Here is a 19199-nt window from a genome sequence, read left to right as displayed (position 1 = left end):
CTAAATACATGCTAATATATTTAGATACAAACATTCCAACTTGATAATTTTCACTCATCTTTCATCATTCTTTATACAACTATGCAGTAGCAATCGAATAGTTTTCTCATCAGAATGAGACTATTTTAATGTTAGATATTTTGATAGAGAAACATAAATAAAATTGGTGGAATTTAATTCCCTAACTCGATAGAGGATTCTATTTTAAATTTAACAACAGCTAGGATTACACTATAAAAAACATATTACCACCTGTTCGGCTGGAGAATCTAGTCGATTAGCTCCCTCTTAGTTACAAGCTTAAAGCGATTTTTTAACTAATACTAAACAAGATTAAAGAAGGAACTAGAACATCTGTCTTGTACTAATCAATATGCTATTTTAAAGTTGCAAATAAACTTGGAATGCCAATTATTATATTTACAATAAATAGTTGACTTCGATAGAAACAGAAAAAATTCACTAGTCTTCCCTACTTATACCATAATAAATAAGATCCGCAAGATAGCCTTTTCTCTCTACACCATTAACAATGGTTTGTAGATAGGACATCCCTGCTTTCTCCATAACACGACCTGAAGCTGGGTTGAGACTGGCATATCGAGCTCTAACCTTTTTAAAGCCTGCTTGAGTAAAACAAAAATCCAAGACAGCTTTCAAGACCTCTGTCATCATACCATTCCCCCAGTAAGCCTTGCCTAGCACATAGCCGATTTCACAAGAAGAATCGTTCTCATCTATTGCAACGATACTGATATCTCCTATCACCTGCTCTGGGTTTTCTTTTAGACAAATGGCCCATTTGTAATAGTTAGGATTGGTATAGGAGGCAACCCAATTTCGAATGGAGTTTCGAGTGACCTCGACATCAGGATGGGGATCCCAAGTGACGTAGGTTAGATTCTCAGCAGACGAAGCCCAATTTTGAAACATAGCTTCTGCATCACTTTCTACAAATCTTCGCAAGATTAAACTTTCTGTCTGTAACATTTTCGTACCGATTGCTTTCATGATGCTGCCTCGCTTTCTGATATATGATTTCTATTCAATCTCCATTTAGATTTGCTTTGCTTTTGAATTTCAAGATAATAAGCTAAAAAGGTCCACCGGACCTTTTTACTCCCAAAAGTCATCAAATACGGTGATTGGTAGGTGGCGTTTGTGTTGGCCTTTGTGCCACCAGTTTTCGATTGTTACTTGGGCTTCTGGACTGATTGTTTTGCCTTCTAGGTAGTCGTCAATCTCTTCATAAGTGACTCCGAGGGCTACTTCGTCAGCTAGGCCTGGTTTCTCTTCTTCTAGGTCTGCTGTTGGGATTTTTTCATAAAGGGCTGGGTCTGCACCAAGTTCCTGCAAGAGTTGTTTTCCTTGGCGTTTATTGAGGCGGTAAAGAGGGAGAATATCCGCACCACCGTCACCAAACTTGGTAAAGAAACCTGTGATATTTTCCGCGGCGTGGTCTGTCCCAATGACCGCTCCGCTATGGGAACCAGCAAGGGCATACTGAGCAATCATACGGCAACGTGCCTTGATATTGCCCTTATTAAAGTCTGAAACAGGACTACCTGTCGCTTCGACTGCTGCCGTCATGGCATCGGCTGATTCCTTGATATTAACTACCAAGCTGACATCTGGCTGGATGAAGGCTAGGGCTTTTTGAGCATCTGCTTCATCGGATTGTACTCCATAAGGCAGGCGGACAGCGATAAATTTGTAGCTATCATCGCCCGTCTCTGCTCGCAGTTCTTCCATAGCTAATTGAGCCAAACGTCCTGCTAAGGTTGAGTCTTGTCCTCCAGAAATCCCTAGCACAAAAGTTTTAAGAAAGGGATGTTTTTTCAAGTATCTCTTTAAGAAATCAATGGAACGACGGATTTCTTCCTGGGCATCAATCACTGGTTTCACGCCCAGTTCTTGGATAATCGTTTCTTGCAAACTCATTCTTCTTCTCCTTCACCAAGGGCTTCCTTACGCATCTTGTCAATCAAGTCCATCTTATCTTGCCATACATCACGCGCCAAATCCACTGGATAGTGCTGCGGATTGAGCACACGCTTGTACTCATCCCAAAGCTTGTCAAATTCCTTACGAGCATAAGCCTGAATCTCAGTCAAGCTAGGCAGGTTGTAAATCAATTTTCCGTCTTTGAAGATATCCACCAAGAGAGGCACAGCATCAAAATTACGAACCGTCTTCTTGATGTAAGTATAGGTCGGATGGAACATCTTGATTTCTGTCATGCTGGCAACATCCACACCATCATAAGTGATGTAATCACCCTCTGACTTGCCTTTTTCACGACTGGTAATGCGCCACACCTGCTTCTTACCTGGCGTAGACACTTTTTCCGCATTATTAGACAGCTTAATCGTATTGCGCATCTGGCCATTTTCATCTTCGATTGCAACAATTTTGTAAACTGCCCCAAGAGCTGGCTGATCATAGGCTGTAATCAGCTTGGTTCCCACACCCCAGACATCAATCTTGGCCTTTTGCATCTTGAGGTTGAGAATGGTATTTTCGTCCAAATCATTTGAAGCATAAATCTTAGCCTCTGTAAATCCAGCCTCGTCCAGTTGCTGACGGACTTTCTTGGAAATGTAGGCAATATCCCCCGAGTCAATCCGCACACCCATAAAGTTAATCTGGTCACCCAGCTCACGCGCCACCTGAATGGCAGCTGGTACACCAATACGAAGGGTGTCATAGGTATCCACAAGAAAAACACAGTTTTTGTGAGTCGTAGCGTAAGCCTTGAAAGCCTCATAATCGTTACCATAAACCTGTACCAAGGCATGGGCATGGGTCCCCAAAACAGGAATATCAAAGAGTTTACCAGCACGCACGTTGCTGGTTCCATTGGCTCCACCAATCACCGCTGCGCGTGTTCCCCAGATGGCCGCATCCATTTCTTGAGCCCGACGTGTCCCAAACTCCATTAAAGGTTCATCTTCAATGACTGAACGAATACGAGCTGCCTTAGTCGCCACCAAGGTCTGGTAGTTGACGATGTTCAAAAGAGCCGTTTCGACCAACTGACATTGGGCTAGAGGGCCTTCAACTTGCACAATCGGTTCATTAGCAAAAACCAGGTCTCCTTCTTGGGCAGAACGAACGGTCAACTCCAACTTGAAATTGCGGAGGTAGTCCAAGAATGCCCCATGATAGCCCAGCGACTCCAAATAGGCAATATCACTATCTGAAAAACGCAAATCTTCAAGATAGTTCACAATTCTTTCCAAACCAGCAAAAACCGCATAGCCGTTCTTAAAAGGCTGCTGGCGGAAATACACCTCAAAAACCGCCTTTTTATTGTGAATCCCCTGGTCAAAGTAAACCTGCATCATGTTAATCTGGTACAAGTCCGTGTGCAATGTCAAACTATCATCTGGATACATACTTTTCCTACTTCCTTAGCTAGAAACCCATGAAAATTTTCAAGAACTTTCATGTATTCCAATAAATTAGTACTATTATAACACATTTTGGCTGTATTGAGAAAAGAGTAACAAGCTATTCACCACTCTCTAGTTCATCCATATCTTGTTCAAACTTTTTCTGAGCCCATTCACCATAGCTCTTCAGACCAAGATTGCCAATAAAGACCCATGGAAGGTAAATGACATAAGTAATCGCCCAAGCAGATAGGTATTTAACGTTCAAAGGATTGTACTGATAAATTTCTATGTTGAATTGATAATTCTGCAACATCAAAAGAGCCGTAATAGCCAAGGTTAGGAAAAAACAACCCAAAATCGTAAAATGAAAACGACTATAGTAGGTCACTCCCAGATAACGGGCACGATTGAAAAAGAAGAAAATTCCTACTATCAGAGTATAGACTAGAAAATTCGAATTAAAAAGAGATGGAGCCAACACTGCCACCAAATAGCTTAGAAGTACAAGCCCAATAAAGAGGGAAAAGGATTCTGCCCCAGCTTTATTGATTAGTTGTTCTTCTCTTTCGTCAAGTAATTGATAATGAATAAATTTATTTACCATCTTCTTCCTCCCAAAATAGTTGGTCTAGGGTTTTCCCTAAACATCTGCAAATGGACTGGCAGAGCGAGAGACTGGGATTGTATTTTCCCGCCTCTATCAAACCAATAGTCTGGCGCGTCACCCCCACAGCCTCTGCCAGTTGACCTTGAGTTAAATCAAGCTCTACACGAGCTAATTTTAATTTTAAATTTTTAGCCACCTGCGTCCTCCTTATAGTTTTAATACTCATCTACTCTTAAAAAATCCAAAACCAACACAAGCTGTCAGCTATTTATTATAACCTCATTAATTAGCACTCCAATATTATCTTCAGCCTAAAATCAGTATGTTGGATTGTTTGAAATAAACTTCCTAGTTTGCTATTTGATTTTTTGTTTAGTATTAGCTTTAGTAGGGTCTTTTAAGCGAGTTTTGATTGCTTGTATTTCTTATTTAGTTGATTTCATATCACTATTATATAATGCTTTTGGAAATGAGTCTAGTATAAGTCAAAAACGTGGTAAACAGCAAGAGCAGGAGCATAGCAAGATGACTGATTTTTTACTAGATTTTAAGTCTACAAAATAATACTAAATAAAACTAAAATGAATACTCCTTGCTTTTCTTGAGAGTGAAAAAATACAATAAGATGATTGTAGTGATTACCACAAGATACTGACTAATAGACATCGTATTTGAAGCCACAAATACAGGTAAGGAATAAAAAGGAAGAAGTTCAATTGCTTTGATAAACAAATCATTACTAGTATTCATCATAATCGTATTTAATATATTAGGGATAAAGAGTAGTAAAGCTACTAAAATACCAAATACTAAGCCACTTTTCAATTTGTATAAATAGAAAATGTAAGATAATAGAAAATAAAATAGGACTAACAAAATTGTATTGACTACAATGGCTACTATAAAATCTAATCCTAAATCACCTGGAACACCCAATTTACTTACGATGACTAGTAACACAATACCATTCAAAGCATAGATAATGGAAACTGAGATGGCATATAGAAAATTGGACAAGACGTAAAACATCCGATTTTTCTGTTGATTATAAAATAAACTGATCGTATTGTGGGAAAAATCCCTGCTAATAATTCGGTTAGCATGTATAACAGCCATTAACATACCGAGCATAGCATAAAAATTTGAAATATGCTTAATACCAAGTGATGTCCCTTGAGTATTTAGAATAAAGAATGTAACCAATATCGGCGGTATAAACGAGATAATCAAACCGAGATATATTACGCCTGATGAATATAAATCCCTTATATTTTCTTTAAGAAAATTCAATTTATTTAATTTCATGATTATAACCTTCCTTTATTTTGAACGATTTAAGTAAATATCTTTAAGCGTCTCTTTTTTAGTTTCAAAATCAACTACTTTAATAGAGTTTTCGTTAAAAAATTTAAAAAGCTCACTACTTTGAATATTCCCAGACATCGTAATTCTCAGTCCCTCTTCCTGAACAATATCCCCAAATTCTTGTTTGGTAATGAAAATGTCTCTATCTGTAGCTGATGAAAAAGCTATCTCAAACAAGAAATTATGACTATCTTTTCCTACTTTTTGAAATGTCAAAAGCCCGTTCTCCAAGAAAAGAACCCTCTCACAAATTTCTTCAATATCTTCTAATTTATGACTCGATATTAAAATTCCCACATTTTCATGTAAAGCTAAGTTTTTTAGAACTGCTAAAACTATTTGTGATGATTCAATATCTAAACCATTAGTCGGTTCATCTAAAATCAATATATCAGGTTCCGTAACGAGAGTTAGAAGCAAAGCTAATTTTTGTTTTGTACCCAAAGAATAGGTCTTAACTTTTTTATTAATAGACTGAGTCAAATCTAACTCTTGGATCAAACTCCCAAATCTTTCTTGATTGTAGTCAACACCATATAAATTTGACAAATATTTTAAATTCTCTAAACCTGTTTTAGATAAAAATAATTTTGGTTCTTCGATTAAATAGCCAACATTATCACTGCTTATAATATTCCCTGAAGTCGGTTGATTATTCTGAACAAGAATTTTCATCAACGTACTCTTACCAACTCCATTTCTCCCTACTAGACCAACAATTTCACCCTTGTTAAGTGCAAAATTTATATCTTTGAGAATGATTGAATGACCATAATGCTTACTTACATTTATAACTTCCATTTTTCAATTCCTCCATTAATATTCTCGGTTTTCTCTTTGATTCCCATTAATTTTAAAAAGTTGCGCCTCTTTTTAACAACATTATATCATATATCTAACTTAATGCAATATATAGATGTCATTTTGTGCAATTTTATTAACAAAAAACTCTCTACCACATAAATGATAAAGAGTTTTCTGCTTATTAATTTTTTTCAAAATATCTAAGACATCGCTTCTTTGTTTAATTTGATAAACTTTGATACCTAAGCTCCGACTTTATCACTTAAAAATAAAAAAGGACAGCTAATCCCTTGCACATCAAGGGATTTCGCCATTCTTTAATCTCGTTTAAGTGTTGTATATGGAGCTTTGCATAATTTTTTAAAACTAAACAACTACATTAAGCACGCACTGTGACGCTGGTTCCATCTTCCTTATAAAGATTGATGAGACCTTCTTTGAGAGCTCGAACCATATCTCCAGCTTGAACAGGTTGTGGGACTTTGATTGTCAAGAGTTCCATTGGATTTGGAGCGCGGTCGATTTTATTACCTTTGGCATCATGTAAATCTTCGATATACGTTTCAAAATGACGGAAACCTGGGCCATAAAACTCAACTTGGTCGCCTTCGTTAATGACGTTTCGTTGACGAATAGTTGCTGTTTGTGTTGCGTCATCATAAGAAACCACTTCAGCGACAAACTTGTACTCAGGAATTTTACGGCGAGCACCAAACAACTGCTCATTTTCAGATGGTGTACCATAGTAAAAACCTGTTGCCAATTCACGTTGGGCAACCTTCCACATCTCATCAATCAAGTCTTGTTTGATAGATTCAAACTTTTCAGGACTTTCAAGATAGGCATCCACAGCCGCCTTGTAGCAGTTGGTTACTGTTGATACGTAGTGAATAGACTTCATACGCCCTTCAATCTTAAGACTGTCCACTCCATTTTCAATCATATCTGGAATATGGTCAATCATAGACATATCAACGGCTGACATTGAAAATTCTTCTGGAATCTCTCCCTTAAGGCTCTTACGTTCTTTCCCAAATGGCATATCGTAAAGGTCGTATTTCCAACGGCAAGACTGAGAACAACCACCACGGTTGGCATCACGCATACTCATGTGGTTTGAAAGAGTACAACGCCCAGAGTAAGAAATACACATGGCTCCGTGGACAAAGGCTTCAATCTCAACATCTGTACGTTTGCGAATTTCAGCTAATTCTTCCATTGAAACCTCACGCGCCAAAACGACACGTGTTAAGCCTAGCTCTTTCCAGAACTCAAGAGTTTCATAGTTAGTGGCACTTGCTTGGGTAGAGAGGTGGATTTCAAGACCAGGCGCTTCTGTCGCTGCAATCATAATCAAGGCTGGGTCAGACACGATAACTGCTGCAATCCCGATATCACGTAGTTTACGGAACCACTCACCAGCACCAGCTTCATTTCCTTCGTGCATAACCATGTTGGCAGCCACATAAACCTTAGCACCATACTTGGCCGCAAACTGGACACCTTCTTCCATCTGTTCAAAGGTAAAGTTTCCGGCACGACTACGAAGACCATATGCCTGACCACCGATAAAGACAGCATCTGCCCCATACTGAACAGCTACTTTTAGCTTCTCTAAAGTCCCTGCAGGTGATAAAACCTCAGGACGTTTTAATGTTTTTGTCATGTTTTCTCCTATTTGCAATATAAAAGTTTGACGTTTTTCCTTCTCATTTTATAGTAAATAAGCCATAAAATCAAGCCTAGACAGATTGTTTTGACAATTCTAATCTTTTAAGGCTTACAAACTAACTGTTAATTTGTCGAAAATTAACCTAGTCTTAGCAAGTCGTCAAAAATCCATATATAGTAAAAAACCAGTACCCAAAGATACTGGCCCGTTATACTATATAAATTAGTTCTTAGATGACTATTCCCACTCAACTGTTTTCTAAATTGATAAGGTTCGATATAGTGTGAAATTAAGGATTTATACTCAGTTATTTTTATAAGAATTTATTAGAATTAATTTCTATTGTTTGCAGAGTTGAAATTAATGTGTAACAAAAACACAACATTTTTTGTATAATAGTATTAGTAATAAAAAGGTGGTGATATAGTAAGATTAGCTGTTAGACTAGCAATAGAAACACGAAATAGTATCGATGCTCTAAAAAAAGAAATAAAAGCAACTGGAGAATTTGATAATCTTCATCTTACTAATGGGTTTGTCGTAAATCAAGCTTATTTAGATTCTAAAAAAATTACTGCTGAACAAAACTGGGATAAAGTATTAAAATTTGGGTCTCAAGTTGAAGAACGAAGTGCCCCAAAAACTCGAACTGATTTACAAGTAAATCAAACTACTATTGATGATATTGCTGAGTTAAAAAAGATTTTACCTCTATATACAGAAACAAATTATGTAACCACTTCTTTTGTTATCAGAATGATAGTGAGGGGTTCTCTTTTAGTGCGTCACGGAAAAATTTAGGCTTCAAGCCTATTTTTTTTATTTCAATTTTATGTGTCGACAAAACACGACACTTATTTTATAACAGTGGCGTGAAATAATTACAACATTGAAATTATATAAAGAAGGTTCAACAATGCTTAGATCAATTTTGAATGCAGAATACATTTATTTGACTATTTTTTGTAGTGTTAAATATTTTATACGTTTAACTTTACATTTTAGGAAGAGGAGAAGTTTATAATCAGTTTTTGAAGAAAAAAGTATAAAAAATGCTATAATAGAATACATATAGTAGGGGAGGAGAATTACAATTGTTACCTAAAAAAATTATCACACCTAAAGTACCACCTATTAAAATCCAAGGAATAAAAACTAAATTAGTTCCATTTATTGCTGAATCAATAAAGTGGGATGGTAAAGGAACATACTTTGAACCATTTATGGGATCTGGTGTAGTAGGTTTTAATTTAGAACCACAGAAGGCTATTTTTAGTGACACCAATCCCTATATCATTCAATTTTACAAAGATATTCAATCAAAGAAGATTACTGCTCAAACAGTTAGAACTTTTTTAGAAAATGAAGCAACTAAATTATCTAGTACTCCGGCTGATAAGACATCTTATTACTATGAAGTTAGAGATAGATTTAATAAAGAACATAGCTCTTTAGATTTTTTATTTTTACAACGTTCCAATTTTAATGGAATGATACGTTTTAATAATAAAGGTAATTATAATGTCCCTTTTGGACGAAAACCAGAGAGATTTCAAAAAGCATTGATTACAAAAATTGTAAATCAAGTTTCATGGATTGAAAAAATAATGAAGGGTAAAGATTGGGAATTTATCTGTATTCCTTTCACTAAAGCATTTGAGATGATGGGAGAAAATGACTTTGTTTATTTAGACCCTCCGTACATTGATCGATATGATGGATATTATGATTCTTGGAGTGAAGAATACGCGACATTACTCGCAGAACTTACTCAAAAAGGAAAAGCAGGATACGCCTTTAGTATGTGGTACGAAAATCAGTATAGAAAAAATACCCACATGGAAAAATGGACGGATGGAAAGTTGTTAACTACTGAACATTTTTATCACTTAGGAGCAAAGGAATCTAATCGAAATAAAATGATAGAAGCCCTAGTAATAAGTGAATCTAATTCAAACCTAAATGAAGTGCATCCTGAACAAGAGCAAATTAGCCTTTTTGAAATATAAAAAATAGAGCGAACTGCTCTATTTTTTATTAAATGTTTTATCATATTGAATTAAATAATTAGAATACAGTTTCTTTAATTCTAACGATTTAGTTTTATCAGTTTTAGCAATCCACTCAAAATATCCTTCAAGATTATTATATAAAGATTGTTTTACCTTTTGGGTATCAGTATATCTTGGGTAATGTTTCCAATAATCGTTAAACACATCATCTCCTAAAACGGAGAAAGGGCCTGCACCATAATCAAAAGGATTAATGGATGTTGAAGTAATTGTTCCAATATTATCAGTGTTTCCACTACCTTTCTTATCACCACATATTCTATACTTTTCTTGAACAAACATTTCTATATTTTTATATGCAGGAATTATAGAATCTAATTTCTCAAAATTAACTTTTCCAGTAGTTGGTTTCGTCTCTCGAGTATAGACAACACCTAAAATATAATGACCGTCATAATCAGAGTAATGACCTACAATATTCTTTGTTCCATTTCTCATAAAACTTGTAAAACTACCTCCAGTAAAGCCAAATTTCGTATTTTCGCTTCTTCTGTAAGTAGTTTTTATATCGATGGCAATTTTTCGCCCATCTTGCTTTTTAAAATAAAAATCAGGGTATACAGTTTGTTTTTCAGATTCATGTAAAGTATAGCCCAATTCATTGGCTGAACGTTGCAATGCTTCAAAAGCTATAACTTCAAACAATCTACCTATAATCTTTGAATCACTCCCAAACGTGTAGATTTCCTTCTTTTTGTTTATAAAACCAACGAGTTCCCATTCATTTTCATTTTTTGGTAAATACTTAGCAATAGTATCAATTATTTTATCTGTATAAGGTGTCATTTACTCAGCTCCTTTGTTTGCGAATTGTTTGCGATTATTTAATTAAAGGCTCTGAAACATTGATTTCAAAGCCTTTTTATTGTAATTTTTCCTACTCCCACTCTACTGTTGCAGGTGGTTTACTTGTAATATCGTAGACGATACGGTTAACGTGATCTACTTCATTTACGATACGAACAGAGATTTTTTGAAGGACATCCCAAGGAATTTTGGCAAAGTCAGCAGTCATACCATCGATAGAAGTGATAGCACGGATTGCAATTGTGTAGTCATACGTACGACCGTCACCCATAACACCAACTGAACGAACACCTGTGTTAACAGTGAAGTATTGCCAGATATCGCGGTCAAGACCAGCCTTTGCAATTTCTTCACGAAGGATAGCGTCTGACTCACGAACAGTTTCCAGTTTCTCCTCAGTTATTTCACCCATGACACGGATAGCAAGACCTGGTCCTGGGAATGGTTGGCGCCATACGATATGGTCTGGCATACCAAGCTCTGTACCAAGGGCACGAACTTCGTCTTTATAGAGAGTGTTGAGTGGTTCAATCAATTCAAACTGCATGTCTTCTGGAAGACCACCCACGTTGTGGTGTGACTTAATAGTTTGAGCTGTATCTGTACCAGACTCGATAACGTCTGTATATAAGGTACCTTGAGCAAGGAATTTCACATCTTTGAGCTTGCTTGCTTCGTCATCAAAGACATAGACAAACTCGTTACCGATGATTTTACGTTTTTGCTCAGGGTCAGAAACACCTGCAAGTTTGTCAAGGAAACGTTTTGCAGCGTCTGCTTTGACGATATTTAAACCAAACTTACCACCAAGCATGTCCATAACTTGGTCTGCTTCCCCTTTACGAAGAAGACCGTGGTCTACAAAGATACAGATCAATTGATCGCCAATAGCCTTTTGGAGAAGAACCCCAACGACAGATGAGTCAACACCACCTGATAGACCAAGAAGAACACGTTTATCACCGACGGTCTCACGGATTTTTTGGATCTGCATGTCAATGAAGTTATCCATTGTCCAGTCGCCTTTAGCCTTACAAATGTTAAGGGCAAAGTTACGAAGGATATTATTCCCGTATACAGAATGGCGAACTTCTGGGTGGAATTGGATACCGTAAATGTGTTTATCTGGGTTTTCAATGGCTGCATAAGGGCAGTCAGCTGATGTTCCAGTACGAACAAAGTCAGCAGGAATCTCAGTAACCGCATCACCATGGCTCATCAAAACAGTCTGTTCATCAGGTGTTGATTCAAAAAGCGCTGATGGTGTATGTGTTAGGGTTGATTGACCGTATTCACGATTTCCAGCATCACCTGCAGGGACAACTTTTCCTCCAAGTTTATGGGTCAATAACTGCATACCGTAACAAATTCCCAAAATTGGAATTCCAAGTTCGAATATTTCTGGGTCAATATCGAATGAACCATCTTCGTATACAGAATTTGGACCACCTGAAAGGATGATTCCTACAGGATTGATTTCACGAACTTCAGCAGCTGAAATTTTATGGCTTTTTAGTTCTGAAAACACACCAATCTCACGGATACGGCGTGAAATCAGCTGGTTGTATTGGCTACCATAGTCCAAAACGATGATTTTTTCTACATCTTGCAAATCAGTTGATATGTTGCTCATCTTTTTCCTTTCTCAAAAGAAATATCTTTTTTCAATATTCTATCACAAATAAGGGTGAATTACCAACTAAACAAGGCGAAGATTGACTTTTTCTAGTTTATTGGGGTACAATAGAGAAAAGATAGAAATGAAGTGAAAAATATGCTACCTGCTTATATGAAAATCCATGATCAGATTAAAAAGGATATTGACGAACATCGTTGGGCCATTGGTGAGAGACTTCCCAGTGAACGAGATTTAGCAGAGCAGTTTGCAGTCAGCCGCATGACCCTCCGCCAAGCCGTATCTCTATTAGTTGAAGAAGGCGTTTTGGAACGCAGGGTAGGAAGTGGCACCTTTGTTTCCAGTACTCGGGTACAAGAAAAGATGCGAGGGACAACCAGTTTTACTGAAATTGTTAAGTCCCAAGGTAAAGTACCCTCTAGCCAACTCATTTCCTACAGAAAAACCATTCCCAATGAGCAGGAAGTTGCCAAGCTAGGAATTTCTCCTACCGAAAATATTATCCGAATGGAGCGAGTCCGCTATGCCGACAAAGTTCCTCTGGTTTATGAAGTTGCTTCTATTCCTGAAAAATTCATTAAGGACTTTAAAAAAGAAGAAATCACTAGTCATTTCTTCCAAACCCTACAAAAACATGGCTATCGTATCGGCAAATCACAGCAGACTATCTATGCTCGTCTCGCTAAAGAAAAAATTGCCCACTATTTGGAAGTTGAAAAAGGACATGCTATTCTTGGTTTAACTCAGGTTTCCTACCTAGAAGATGGGACAGCTTTTGAATACGTAAAAAGTCAGTATGTAGGCGAACGCTTTGAATTTTATCTTGAAAACAATTAATACTCTTCGAAAATCAAATTCAAACCGCGTCAACGTCGCCTTGCCGTAGATATGGTTACTGACTTCGTCAGTTTCATCTACAACCTCAAAGCACTGCTTTGAGCAACCTACGGCTAGTTTCCTAGTTTGCTCTTTGATTTTCATTGAGTATAAAATACTACGCAAAAACTCTCTGTCACGGACAAAGAGTCTTTTTATTTCTCTAAGAGTAAATCTTTCAACGAAATCAAAGTTACAGCAAACAATATCATTGCCATGCCAAGAAAATCAATGGGATAAAATTGTTCATTCATGATTAAGAAGGCAAAGAAAACAGCCGAAATTGGCTCAATTGAAGCAAACAAGCTTGACTTAACCGGTCCAATCAGACTGGCTCCCTTTAAGAAGGCTGTATAGGCAAAAACAGTCCCGATAAGGATAATACCTGCAAAAGCAAGGAGAAAATCAAGACTTGTTGGGATAGTAGTCTGTAGAACTCCTGTAAAAGGAAGGGCAACCAAACCTGCTATAACCATTCCCATACCAATGACCAAACTGCTCCCCCACTTCTTAATCAAGGCTATGGGCAAAATGATATAAAGTGCGTAAGTCAGAGCAGAAAAGAGACCCCAGAACAGACCTGCAGGTGTCATAGATAACTGGTCCAACTGCCCATGAGTGGCGATCAGGAAGGTCCCTCCAATGGCTAATATGATGGAAATAATTTCTCCTAGCGTCGGAGCCACCTTATCCTTGATACAGCTATAAATCAAAATTCCGACAGGACAAACATACTGAAGCACTGTTGCAGTACCTGCATTGGTTTCCTGAATAGCAGTTAGATAGGCAAATTGATTGAGGAAGAGACCAATTAGAGCAAAAATAAGAAGAGACAGCAAACTCTTCTTATCCGTTAAAAAGGCCAGCATTTTATCCTTTGCAGTAACATAAGCCAAGAGCATGATAATTCCACCAGCGATTAAAAGTCGTAAGTTAGTCAAGACCAGAGCCGAAATTCCGTGCACCATCAGGTATTGACCACTCGTTCCCGACAAACCCCAAGCAATACCAGCCACAACTGTTAGTAAAGTCCCTTTTAAACTATTTGACATGTCTCTCCTTACTCTTCTTTGCGAATCAAGTTCATCACTTGATTACGGTCTACAATCCACTGAGCCCTCTCATCCTTTTCATAGGTACGATTCGATAGGAAAATGGCCGCTTCTTGCTTCTGACGATTCCACATGATAAAGGTACCCGTATAGCCCGTATGGTCTAGCCAATCTCCTTCCAAATTCCATGCCAAAGAACGTTCCTTGTCATCCAAAGGAGAAAAATTTTGACTCAAATCTCTTGCAAAATCATCTGCTAAATAGTGTTCTAAAAAGATTTGTAAATCCTTTACAGTCGAAAACAAACCAGCACTCCCTGCATGTCTGCCCAGGAGGCGAGCCTTGGGATCATGTACCAGACCTGCCTCGACACCTCTGACTGTTGGAACAGCAAGCTCAACAGGTCCAAATTGGGTTTCCGTCATTCCCCACGGTTTCCAGACTTGTTCTTGTAAAATCACATCCAAGTTTTGATTAAAGATTCTTTCCAAAATAAAGCCCAACAGCAAAAAATGAACATCCGAATAAAGAAAGGATGGCTGACTTCGTCTCTTGAGATGAAACATCGCTTCCTTTAATTCAGGTGCTGTTAAAAGATCACGATTGGGAATAAACGGATCAAGATTTGTAGCATGGGTTAAAAGCTGACGAATAGTAATATCTGGATAATCACTTTCAGGTAAAAAATCGGTTACTGGTCTGTCAATATCTAATTGACCTCTTTCCCACAAGAAGGTGAAAACAGTACCTACCCCAACAACCTTGCTGACACTAGCTAGGTCATAAACTAGTCCTGCCTCAGTCTGCAAGCCATGCTCTGGGTCCCTCTGGCCTAAATAGACCTCCGTCCATTGATTGTCCTTAAAATACGCAAAAGAGGCTCCGGGATAAATCCCTGCCTCGATTTGTTCTTCTATTTTTTTAATAATCTTGGTCCACTTCATACTTCTTCAAACCACAATTCAACATTATTTCTATCTTTACCAAGGAAGAATTTTTCAGACTTAGGAATAAAATATTCAGTAGACTCAAACTTCTGACGAAGACTTTCTATATCTAGTTCATTGACCAAAAACTTGAGCATAGATAAGTCCCAAGTAACCGTATTGTTCACAGTCAAATCTTGACCCTGAGCTGGGATAAAATCAAGTGATTCTCCAACTTCAGATGACTCCAAGAAACTATCGACATCAGTTGGGAGATGTAATTCCATAGAAATCTCAAATTTACTTAAAGAAATTGACTCCAGATCTGTTTGAAATTCTGGCTTTTCTCCTACTTCTACTAGACTTGCTCTGTCATCTTCCGCATGAATCAAAATCAAATCATCTTCTGGTGAAAAAATTTCAAAAGCGTAGCCATTTTGCCCCTTATATAATCGATGAATCGAATCTGTCTTAGATAAGAGTCCTTCGATTTCCAAGGGATTTTCCACCTTGATAATCAATCTGGCCAGTTTTTTTCTTCCCTCTACCTTACGAGTACGCATACTGGGAGCTTCTTCCAAAACCAGCTTCTCAAGACCTGTTTGATCACCTAGTGACAGAAAGGCTGACTCCTCTAACAAGACCTTCATACCAAGGGTTTCAATATAAAATGTTTCATTTAATTTTCTATTATTAACTTTTAAAGTAGGAATAATCCGTACAATCTGATTTACATTCATAAATTCCTCCATCACTTTTTATTTTAAAGGATTTTAGAATTTTTTACAAGATATTATGCTCAAATTTACCATTATTTAGCTATTTAGTAAAGATAATCTTTCAAAGCTTTGGTCAAAACCTGATAACCAGCAACACTGAGGTGCAATCCATCAGTTGTATATTCTTTTTTGAGTTGGCCTGCTTGGTCTGTCAAACTATCAAAAACTGGCACAAATTCCACCTGCATATAGGCAGAAGAAAGTTCTTTATAGACTTGATTCCATTTCTGAATTTTTTCATTCGTACGGATATAGACTGTCTGCTGGTACTCCTCTCCCTCATTGACTGGCAAAATGGAAAGCAATTTTATCTCTGTCAATGGATAATCGCGAGCAATAGACTGTATGATAGCTTCGAGATTATTGAGAGCCTCATTCAAAGGCACATCTTTTCCAATATCGTTCGTCCCAGTTAAAAGGACAATTTTATCTACTGCTCCACCGTACAGATGCGCATCGAGGTTCTCAAGTAACAACCCTGTCTGATAACCTCGAATGCCTCGATTGACAATCGTCTTCGAAGTTCCAAATAGCTCCTGTATAGGATAATACTCGACAATGGAATCCCCAATAAAAAGAACATCTGGCTCTACAACAGAAACTTGATTTAGGTGACGATACTTGGTTTGGATTTTTTCTTGTTCCTTTAGGAGCCAATTTTCTAATAACTGTACTGCCACTTCATTCTCCTTTTTCTAACCAGTTTTCCAATACTTGATAAACTCCTCCTTGGCTATTGGCTGGCGCTAGAGCAGTCGCCACAGCTTTGGCTTTCTCATCAGCATTTTCCATCGCATAGGCAATTCCAGCCATTTCAAGCATTTCAACATCATTTTCACTGTCACCAAAAGCCATGATTTGTTGGGAGGTCAAGTTCCAGCGCTTGAGTAATTCTTCCAAGCCCCATGCTTTATGAATTCCAGCTTGGAGGATATCAATGCAACCATAGCCACTGGATACAGCCCGAACACGGCCATCAAAGAGGTCATTGATTTCTTCCAAGACCGAACTCAAACGTTCCTCACCAACAACCATACTCATCTTGAGCACACCACCAAAGAGGTCAGAGGTTAATTCATCCACAAACTGCATCCGTTGGTAGAATTTTTCAATCATTTCTGGAGTCATAAAACTTTCAAGGTCTGTAAAAATCGTACCTTCTTTGACGAAACCACCCTTTATCCCCGTTACAACAAACTGGTTCTGACACGCTCGACCCTTGAAATGAGCCAAAGCCTTATCAACAATGGCATCATCCCAAGTCTGAGCCTGAATCAGTTCATTGTTTTCAAAAATACGAGCACCGTTGGCAACCACCAGAACCACTCGATACACCAAGTGTCCCAGTAGTTGCCTCATGCGGTGAATTTCATTGCCCGTCGCGATGACAAAACGAATCCCCCTTTGATCCAACTGATCTAAAATCTTTTCCAATCGTGGGAGATCCAGCTGGCCTCTAGCATCCAGCAAGGTCCCATCCATATCTGTCGCAATTACTTTAATCATACAATCTAACCTTTATCCTCTCAGGGGGGTGCAAACCGCTCAAAGGGGGTGCAAAAATAGTCCCGTAGTTTCTCATCCCATTATAACACAGAAAATAAAATGCGTAGCCTTGGAAGACTACACATTCAGTTACTATCGTTCTCCTTTATCACAAGCATAAAGGAAAGTTACCACAATTTTAACGGTTTTTTATTTATTGTCCTTGACTTGGGGTCCAGTTTAATAAAACTACTGGCTATTTAATTCCTGTTACAAGCCTTCAATTTATAAAGTCATTAATTACTATTAATTTTTTTATTTTTAGATAAGATAAATGTTGCACATGCCCCAACTACAAGAGCAATAAAGATACCAATAATATAATTGACAATATCAGTAGACTTAATTGACACAAAACCTAACAATCCTGCTGCACCTGGTGCTACACTCAAAACGTTGGTCAATGTTACATAAGCTGCACCAAATGCAGAACCAATCATTGCTCCATAGAATGGATATTTTAATTTTAAATTGACACCAAACATTGCTGGTTCTGTAATACCAAGTAAGGCAGAAATACCAGAAGAAGTTGCTACAGTTTTGATATTTGCATCCTTAATTAAGAAAGAGGTCATTAGAGCAGCACCACCTTGAGAAACGTTATTACATGCTGCAATAGCAAATAGGAAACTTCCTCCCTTAGCAATTAATTGTATATCAACAGGTAATAGACTATGATGCATACCAGTTACAGTTAATGGAGCATAGAAGAAACCAAATAAAGCACCACCGAAAATTCCCAATGTGTCTCTTGACCAAAGAATCCCATGAGTAACAATATCACCAGCGGTTCTCATTATACCACCAACAACTAGGAATGTGATAAATGCAGTCATCAAGATTGAGAGCATTGGTGTTACTAAAGTATCCAAAGCTTCAGGGATCTTTTTATGAAGCCATGACTCTACCTTAGCTAAAATATAACTAGACACCAAAATTGGTAAAATCGTTCCTTGATATCCAACTTTCTCAATACTTAAACCAAGGATATTCCATGTAGGAACCTCATTATTTAAAATGGCATTACCATATCCATAAGCATTTAACAAATCTCCAGATACCATTATCATACCTAAAGCTGCACCTAAATATGGGTTACCGCCAAAAATTTTCGTAGCTGAAAATCCAATCAACACAGGCAGAAAAGCATATGCTGCACTTGCAAACGTGTTAATCATACTTGCTAGATCTGAGATACCAGGCCAAGCTTCAACTAGAGATTGATTTTCAAAAAATAAACTCTGGGCTGTAAGAATATTATTAATACCCATTAAAAGTCCCGAAGCTACTAAAGCTGGTATAATTGGTACAAAGACATCAGATAAAGTCTTAACAGCTCTCTGAATAGGATTTAATTTTTTATCGGCTTCTAGTTTTAGTTCAGCTTTTGATACTTCATCAATATCTACAAGCTTTACAAATTCTTTAAAAACTTCATTAACGGTTCCACTTCCAATTATAATTTGGAATTGACCAGCATTATTAAAATCACCTTTTACAACATCAATTGCATTAAGTTGTTCATGATTCACTACATTTTCATCAACTAAAACCAATCTAAGACGAGTGGCACAATGCGCTGTAGATATAATATTTTCTTTTCCGCCAACAGCCAATAAAATTGACTCAGCACTTTTTTTATAATTAATAGCCATAATAT

At 37.5% G+C, this 19199-nt stretch carries 18 protein-coding genes; 2 read left to right on the top strand and 16 right to left on the bottom strand.

Annotated elements, in window-relative coordinates; genetic code table 11:
- Window positions 1-462: 462 nt before the first annotated feature.
- From OC529_RS10675 to OC529_RS10640, 8 genes are all read right to left on the bottom strand, one after another.
- On the bottom strand, window positions 463-1011 hold the full coding sequence (locus OC529_RS10675) for a GNAT family N-acetyltransferase (protein WP_262082147.1): 549 nt from the start codon (window positions 1009-1011) through the stop codon (window positions 463-465).
- Between the two features lie 105 nt (window positions 1012-1116).
- Entirely contained in the window at window positions 1117-1941 is an 825-nt protein-coding gene (gene nadE / locus OC529_RS10670) for an ammonia-dependent NAD(+) synthetase (protein WP_262082146.1), read from the bottom strand.
- Window positions 1938-3398 (bottom strand): nicotinate phosphoribosyltransferase, encoded by a 1461-nt coding sequence (locus tag OC529_RS10665; RefSeq protein ID WP_262082145.1) that lies wholly within the window; start codon window positions 3396-3398, stop codon window positions 1938-1940. The genes nadE and OC529_RS10665 overlap by 4 nt, the downstream gene beginning before the upstream one ends.
- Before the next feature lie 115 nt (window positions 3399-3513).
- Window positions 3514-4002 (bottom strand): DUF6773 family protein, encoded by a 489-nt coding sequence (locus OC529_RS10660; RefSeq protein WP_262082144.1) that lies wholly within the window; start codon window positions 4000-4002, stop codon window positions 3514-3516.
- Complete coding sequence (locus OC529_RS10655; protein ID WP_001107500.1) at window positions 3992-4201, bottom strand: helix-turn-helix transcriptional regulator; 210 nt, start codon at window positions 4199-4201, stop codon at window positions 3992-3994. The genes OC529_RS10660 and OC529_RS10655 overlap by 11 nt, the downstream gene beginning before the upstream one ends.
- Before the next feature lie 380 nt (window positions 4202-4581).
- Entirely contained in the window at window positions 4582-5310 is a 729-nt protein-coding gene (locus tag OC529_RS10650; RefSeq protein ID WP_262082143.1) for a hypothetical protein, read from the bottom strand.
- Between the two features lie 15 nt (window positions 5311-5325).
- A complete protein-coding gene (locus tag OC529_RS10645) occupies window positions 5326-6171 on the bottom strand; it encodes an ABC transporter ATP-binding protein (RefSeq protein ID WP_262082142.1) in 846 nt (281 codons plus the stop codon).
- A gap of 382 nt (window positions 6172-6553) precedes the next feature.
- Window positions 6554-7840, bottom strand: a complete 1287-nt coding sequence (locus tag OC529_RS10640; RefSeq protein WP_262082141.1) for a peptidase U32 family protein — start codon at window positions 7838-7840, stop codon at window positions 6554-6556.
- Between the two features lie 1100 nt (window positions 7841-8940).
- Between OC529_RS10640 and OC529_RS10635 the strand changes: the two genes are divergently transcribed.
- Window positions 8941-9855 (top strand): DNA adenine methylase, encoded by a 915-nt coding sequence (locus OC529_RS10635; RefSeq protein WP_050242102.1) that lies wholly within the window; start codon window positions 8941-8943, stop codon window positions 9853-9855.
- A gap of 18 nt (window positions 9856-9873) precedes the next feature.
- Here the strand turns inward: OC529_RS10635 and OC529_RS10630 are convergent, their stop codons facing one another.
- Window positions 9874-10704 carry a type II restriction endonuclease gene (locus tag OC529_RS10630; RefSeq protein WP_173233297.1) on the bottom strand — a complete coding sequence of 277 codons (831 nt, stop codon included), beginning with the start codon at window positions 10702-10704 and terminating at the stop codon, window positions 9874-9876.
- Between the two features lie 91 nt (window positions 10705-10795).
- The gene (gene guaA / locus OC529_RS10625; RefSeq protein WP_262082140.1) at window positions 10796-12358 is read right to left on the bottom strand and encodes a glutamine-hydrolyzing GMP synthase; all 1563 of its coding nucleotides are present in this window, start codon (window positions 12356-12358) and stop codon (window positions 10796-10798) included.
- Window positions 12359-12499: 141 nt separating this feature from the next.
- Here guaA and OC529_RS10620 point away from each other — a divergent pair, with 141 nt between their 5' ends.
- Window positions 12500-13198 (top strand): GntR family transcriptional regulator, encoded by a 699-nt coding sequence (locus tag OC529_RS10620; protein ID WP_057487639.1) that lies wholly within the window; start codon window positions 12500-12502, stop codon window positions 13196-13198.
- Window positions 13199-13392: 194 nt separating this feature from the next.
- Here OC529_RS10620 and OC529_RS10615 read toward each other — a convergent pair whose 3' ends face one another.
- The 6 genes from OC529_RS10615 to OC529_RS10590 all read right to left on the bottom strand — a co-directional run bounded on the left by OC529_RS10615 (window position 13393) and on the right by OC529_RS10590 (window position 19194).
- Entirely contained in the window at window positions 13393-14289 is an 897-nt protein-coding gene (locus tag OC529_RS10615; protein WP_262082139.1) for a DMT family transporter, read from the bottom strand.
- 8 nt (window positions 14290-14297) lie between these two features.
- Complete coding sequence (locus tag OC529_RS10610; RefSeq protein WP_262082138.1) at window positions 14298-15233, bottom strand: serine hydrolase domain-containing protein; 936 nt, start codon at window positions 15231-15233, stop codon at window positions 14298-14300.
- Window positions 15230-15955 (bottom strand): CppA family protein, encoded by a 726-nt coding sequence (locus OC529_RS10605; protein ID WP_262082137.1) that lies wholly within the window; start codon window positions 15953-15955, stop codon window positions 15230-15232. The genes OC529_RS10610 and OC529_RS10605 overlap by 4 nt, the downstream gene beginning before the upstream one ends.
- A gap of 83 nt (window positions 15956-16038) precedes the next feature.
- Window positions 16039-16674 (bottom strand): SGNH/GDSL hydrolase family protein, encoded by a 636-nt coding sequence (locus tag OC529_RS10600; protein WP_262082136.1) that lies wholly within the window; start codon window positions 16672-16674, stop codon window positions 16039-16041.
- Between the two features lies 1 nt (window position 16675).
- Window positions 16676-17500, bottom strand: a complete 825-nt coding sequence (locus OC529_RS10595) for an HAD family hydrolase (RefSeq protein ID WP_262082135.1) — start codon at window positions 17498-17500, stop codon at window positions 16676-16678.
- Between the two features lie 275 nt (window positions 17501-17775).
- The gene (locus OC529_RS10590) at window positions 17776-19194 is read right to left on the bottom strand and encodes a sucrose-specific PTS transporter subunit IIBC (RefSeq protein ID WP_262082134.1); all 1419 of its coding nucleotides are present in this window, start codon (window positions 19192-19194) and stop codon (window positions 17776-17778) included.
- Between the last annotated feature and the right edge of the window lie 5 nt (window positions 19195-19199).

Source organism: Streptococcus sp. Marseille-Q5855 (assembly GCF_946901985.1).
Classification (GTDB): Bacteria; Bacillota; Bacilli; order Lactobacillales; family Streptococcaceae; genus Streptococcus.
Note: the sequence above shows the minus strand (reverse complement) of the source record. Positions and strands in the feature narration are given on the sequence as shown.

What these genes read in the sequence shown, in the direction of transcription:
- OC529_RS10675 (WP_262082147.1), bottom strand. Translation starts at nt 1,011, where the DNA reads ATGAAAGCAATCGGTACGAAAATGTTACAGACAGAAAGTTTAATCTTG.
- nadE (WP_262082146.1), bottom strand. Translation starts at nt 1,941, where the DNA reads ATGAGTTTGCAAGAAACGATTATCCAAGAACTGGGCGTGAAACCAGTG.
- OC529_RS10665 (WP_262082145.1), bottom strand. Translation starts at nt 3,398, where the DNA reads ATGTATCCAGATGATAGTTTGACATTGCACACGGACTTGTACCAGATT.
- OC529_RS10660 (WP_262082144.1), bottom strand. Translation starts at nt 4,002, where the DNA reads ATGGTAAATAAATTTATTCATTATCAATTACTTGACGAAAGAGAAGAA.
- OC529_RS10650 (WP_262082143.1), bottom strand. Translation starts at nt 5,310, where the DNA reads ATGAAATTAAATAAATTGAATTTTCTTAAAGAAAATATAAGGGATTTA.
- OC529_RS10645 (WP_262082142.1), bottom strand. Translation starts at nt 6,171, where the DNA reads ATGGAAGTTATAAATGTAAGTAAGCATTATGGTCATTCAATCATTCTC.
- OC529_RS10640 (WP_262082141.1), bottom strand. Translation starts at nt 7,840, where the DNA reads ATGACAAAAACATTAAAACGTCCTGAGGTTTTATCACCTGCAGGGACT.
- OC529_RS10630 (WP_173233297.1), bottom strand. Translation starts at nt 10,704, where the DNA reads ATGACACCTTATACAGATAAAATAATTGATACTATTGCTAAGTATTTA.
- guaA (WP_262082140.1), bottom strand. Translation starts at nt 12,358, where the DNA reads ATGAGCAACATATCAACTGATTTGCAAGATGTAGAAAAAATCATCGTT.
- OC529_RS10620 (WP_057487639.1), top strand. Translation starts at nt 12,500, where the DNA reads ATGCTACCTGCTTATATGAAAATCCATGATCAGATTAAAAAGGATATT.
- OC529_RS10615 (WP_262082139.1), bottom strand. Translation starts at nt 14,289, where the DNA reads ATGTCAAATAGTTTAAAAGGGACTTTACTAACAGTTGTGGCTGGTATT.
- OC529_RS10610 (WP_262082138.1), bottom strand. Translation starts at nt 15,233, where the DNA reads ATGAAGTGGACCAAGATTATTAAAAAAATAGAAGAACAAATCGAGGCA.
- OC529_RS10605 (WP_262082137.1), bottom strand. Translation starts at nt 15,955, where the DNA reads ATGAATGTAAATCAGATTGTACGGATTATTCCTACTTTAAAAGTTAAT.
- OC529_RS10595 (WP_262082135.1), bottom strand. Translation starts at nt 17,500, where the DNA reads ATGATTAAAGTAATTGCGACAGATATGGATGGGACCTTGCTGGATGCT.
- OC529_RS10590 (WP_262082134.1), bottom strand. Translation starts at nt 19,194, where the DNA reads ATGGCTATTAATTATAAAAAAAGTGCTGAGTCAATTTTATTGGCTGTT.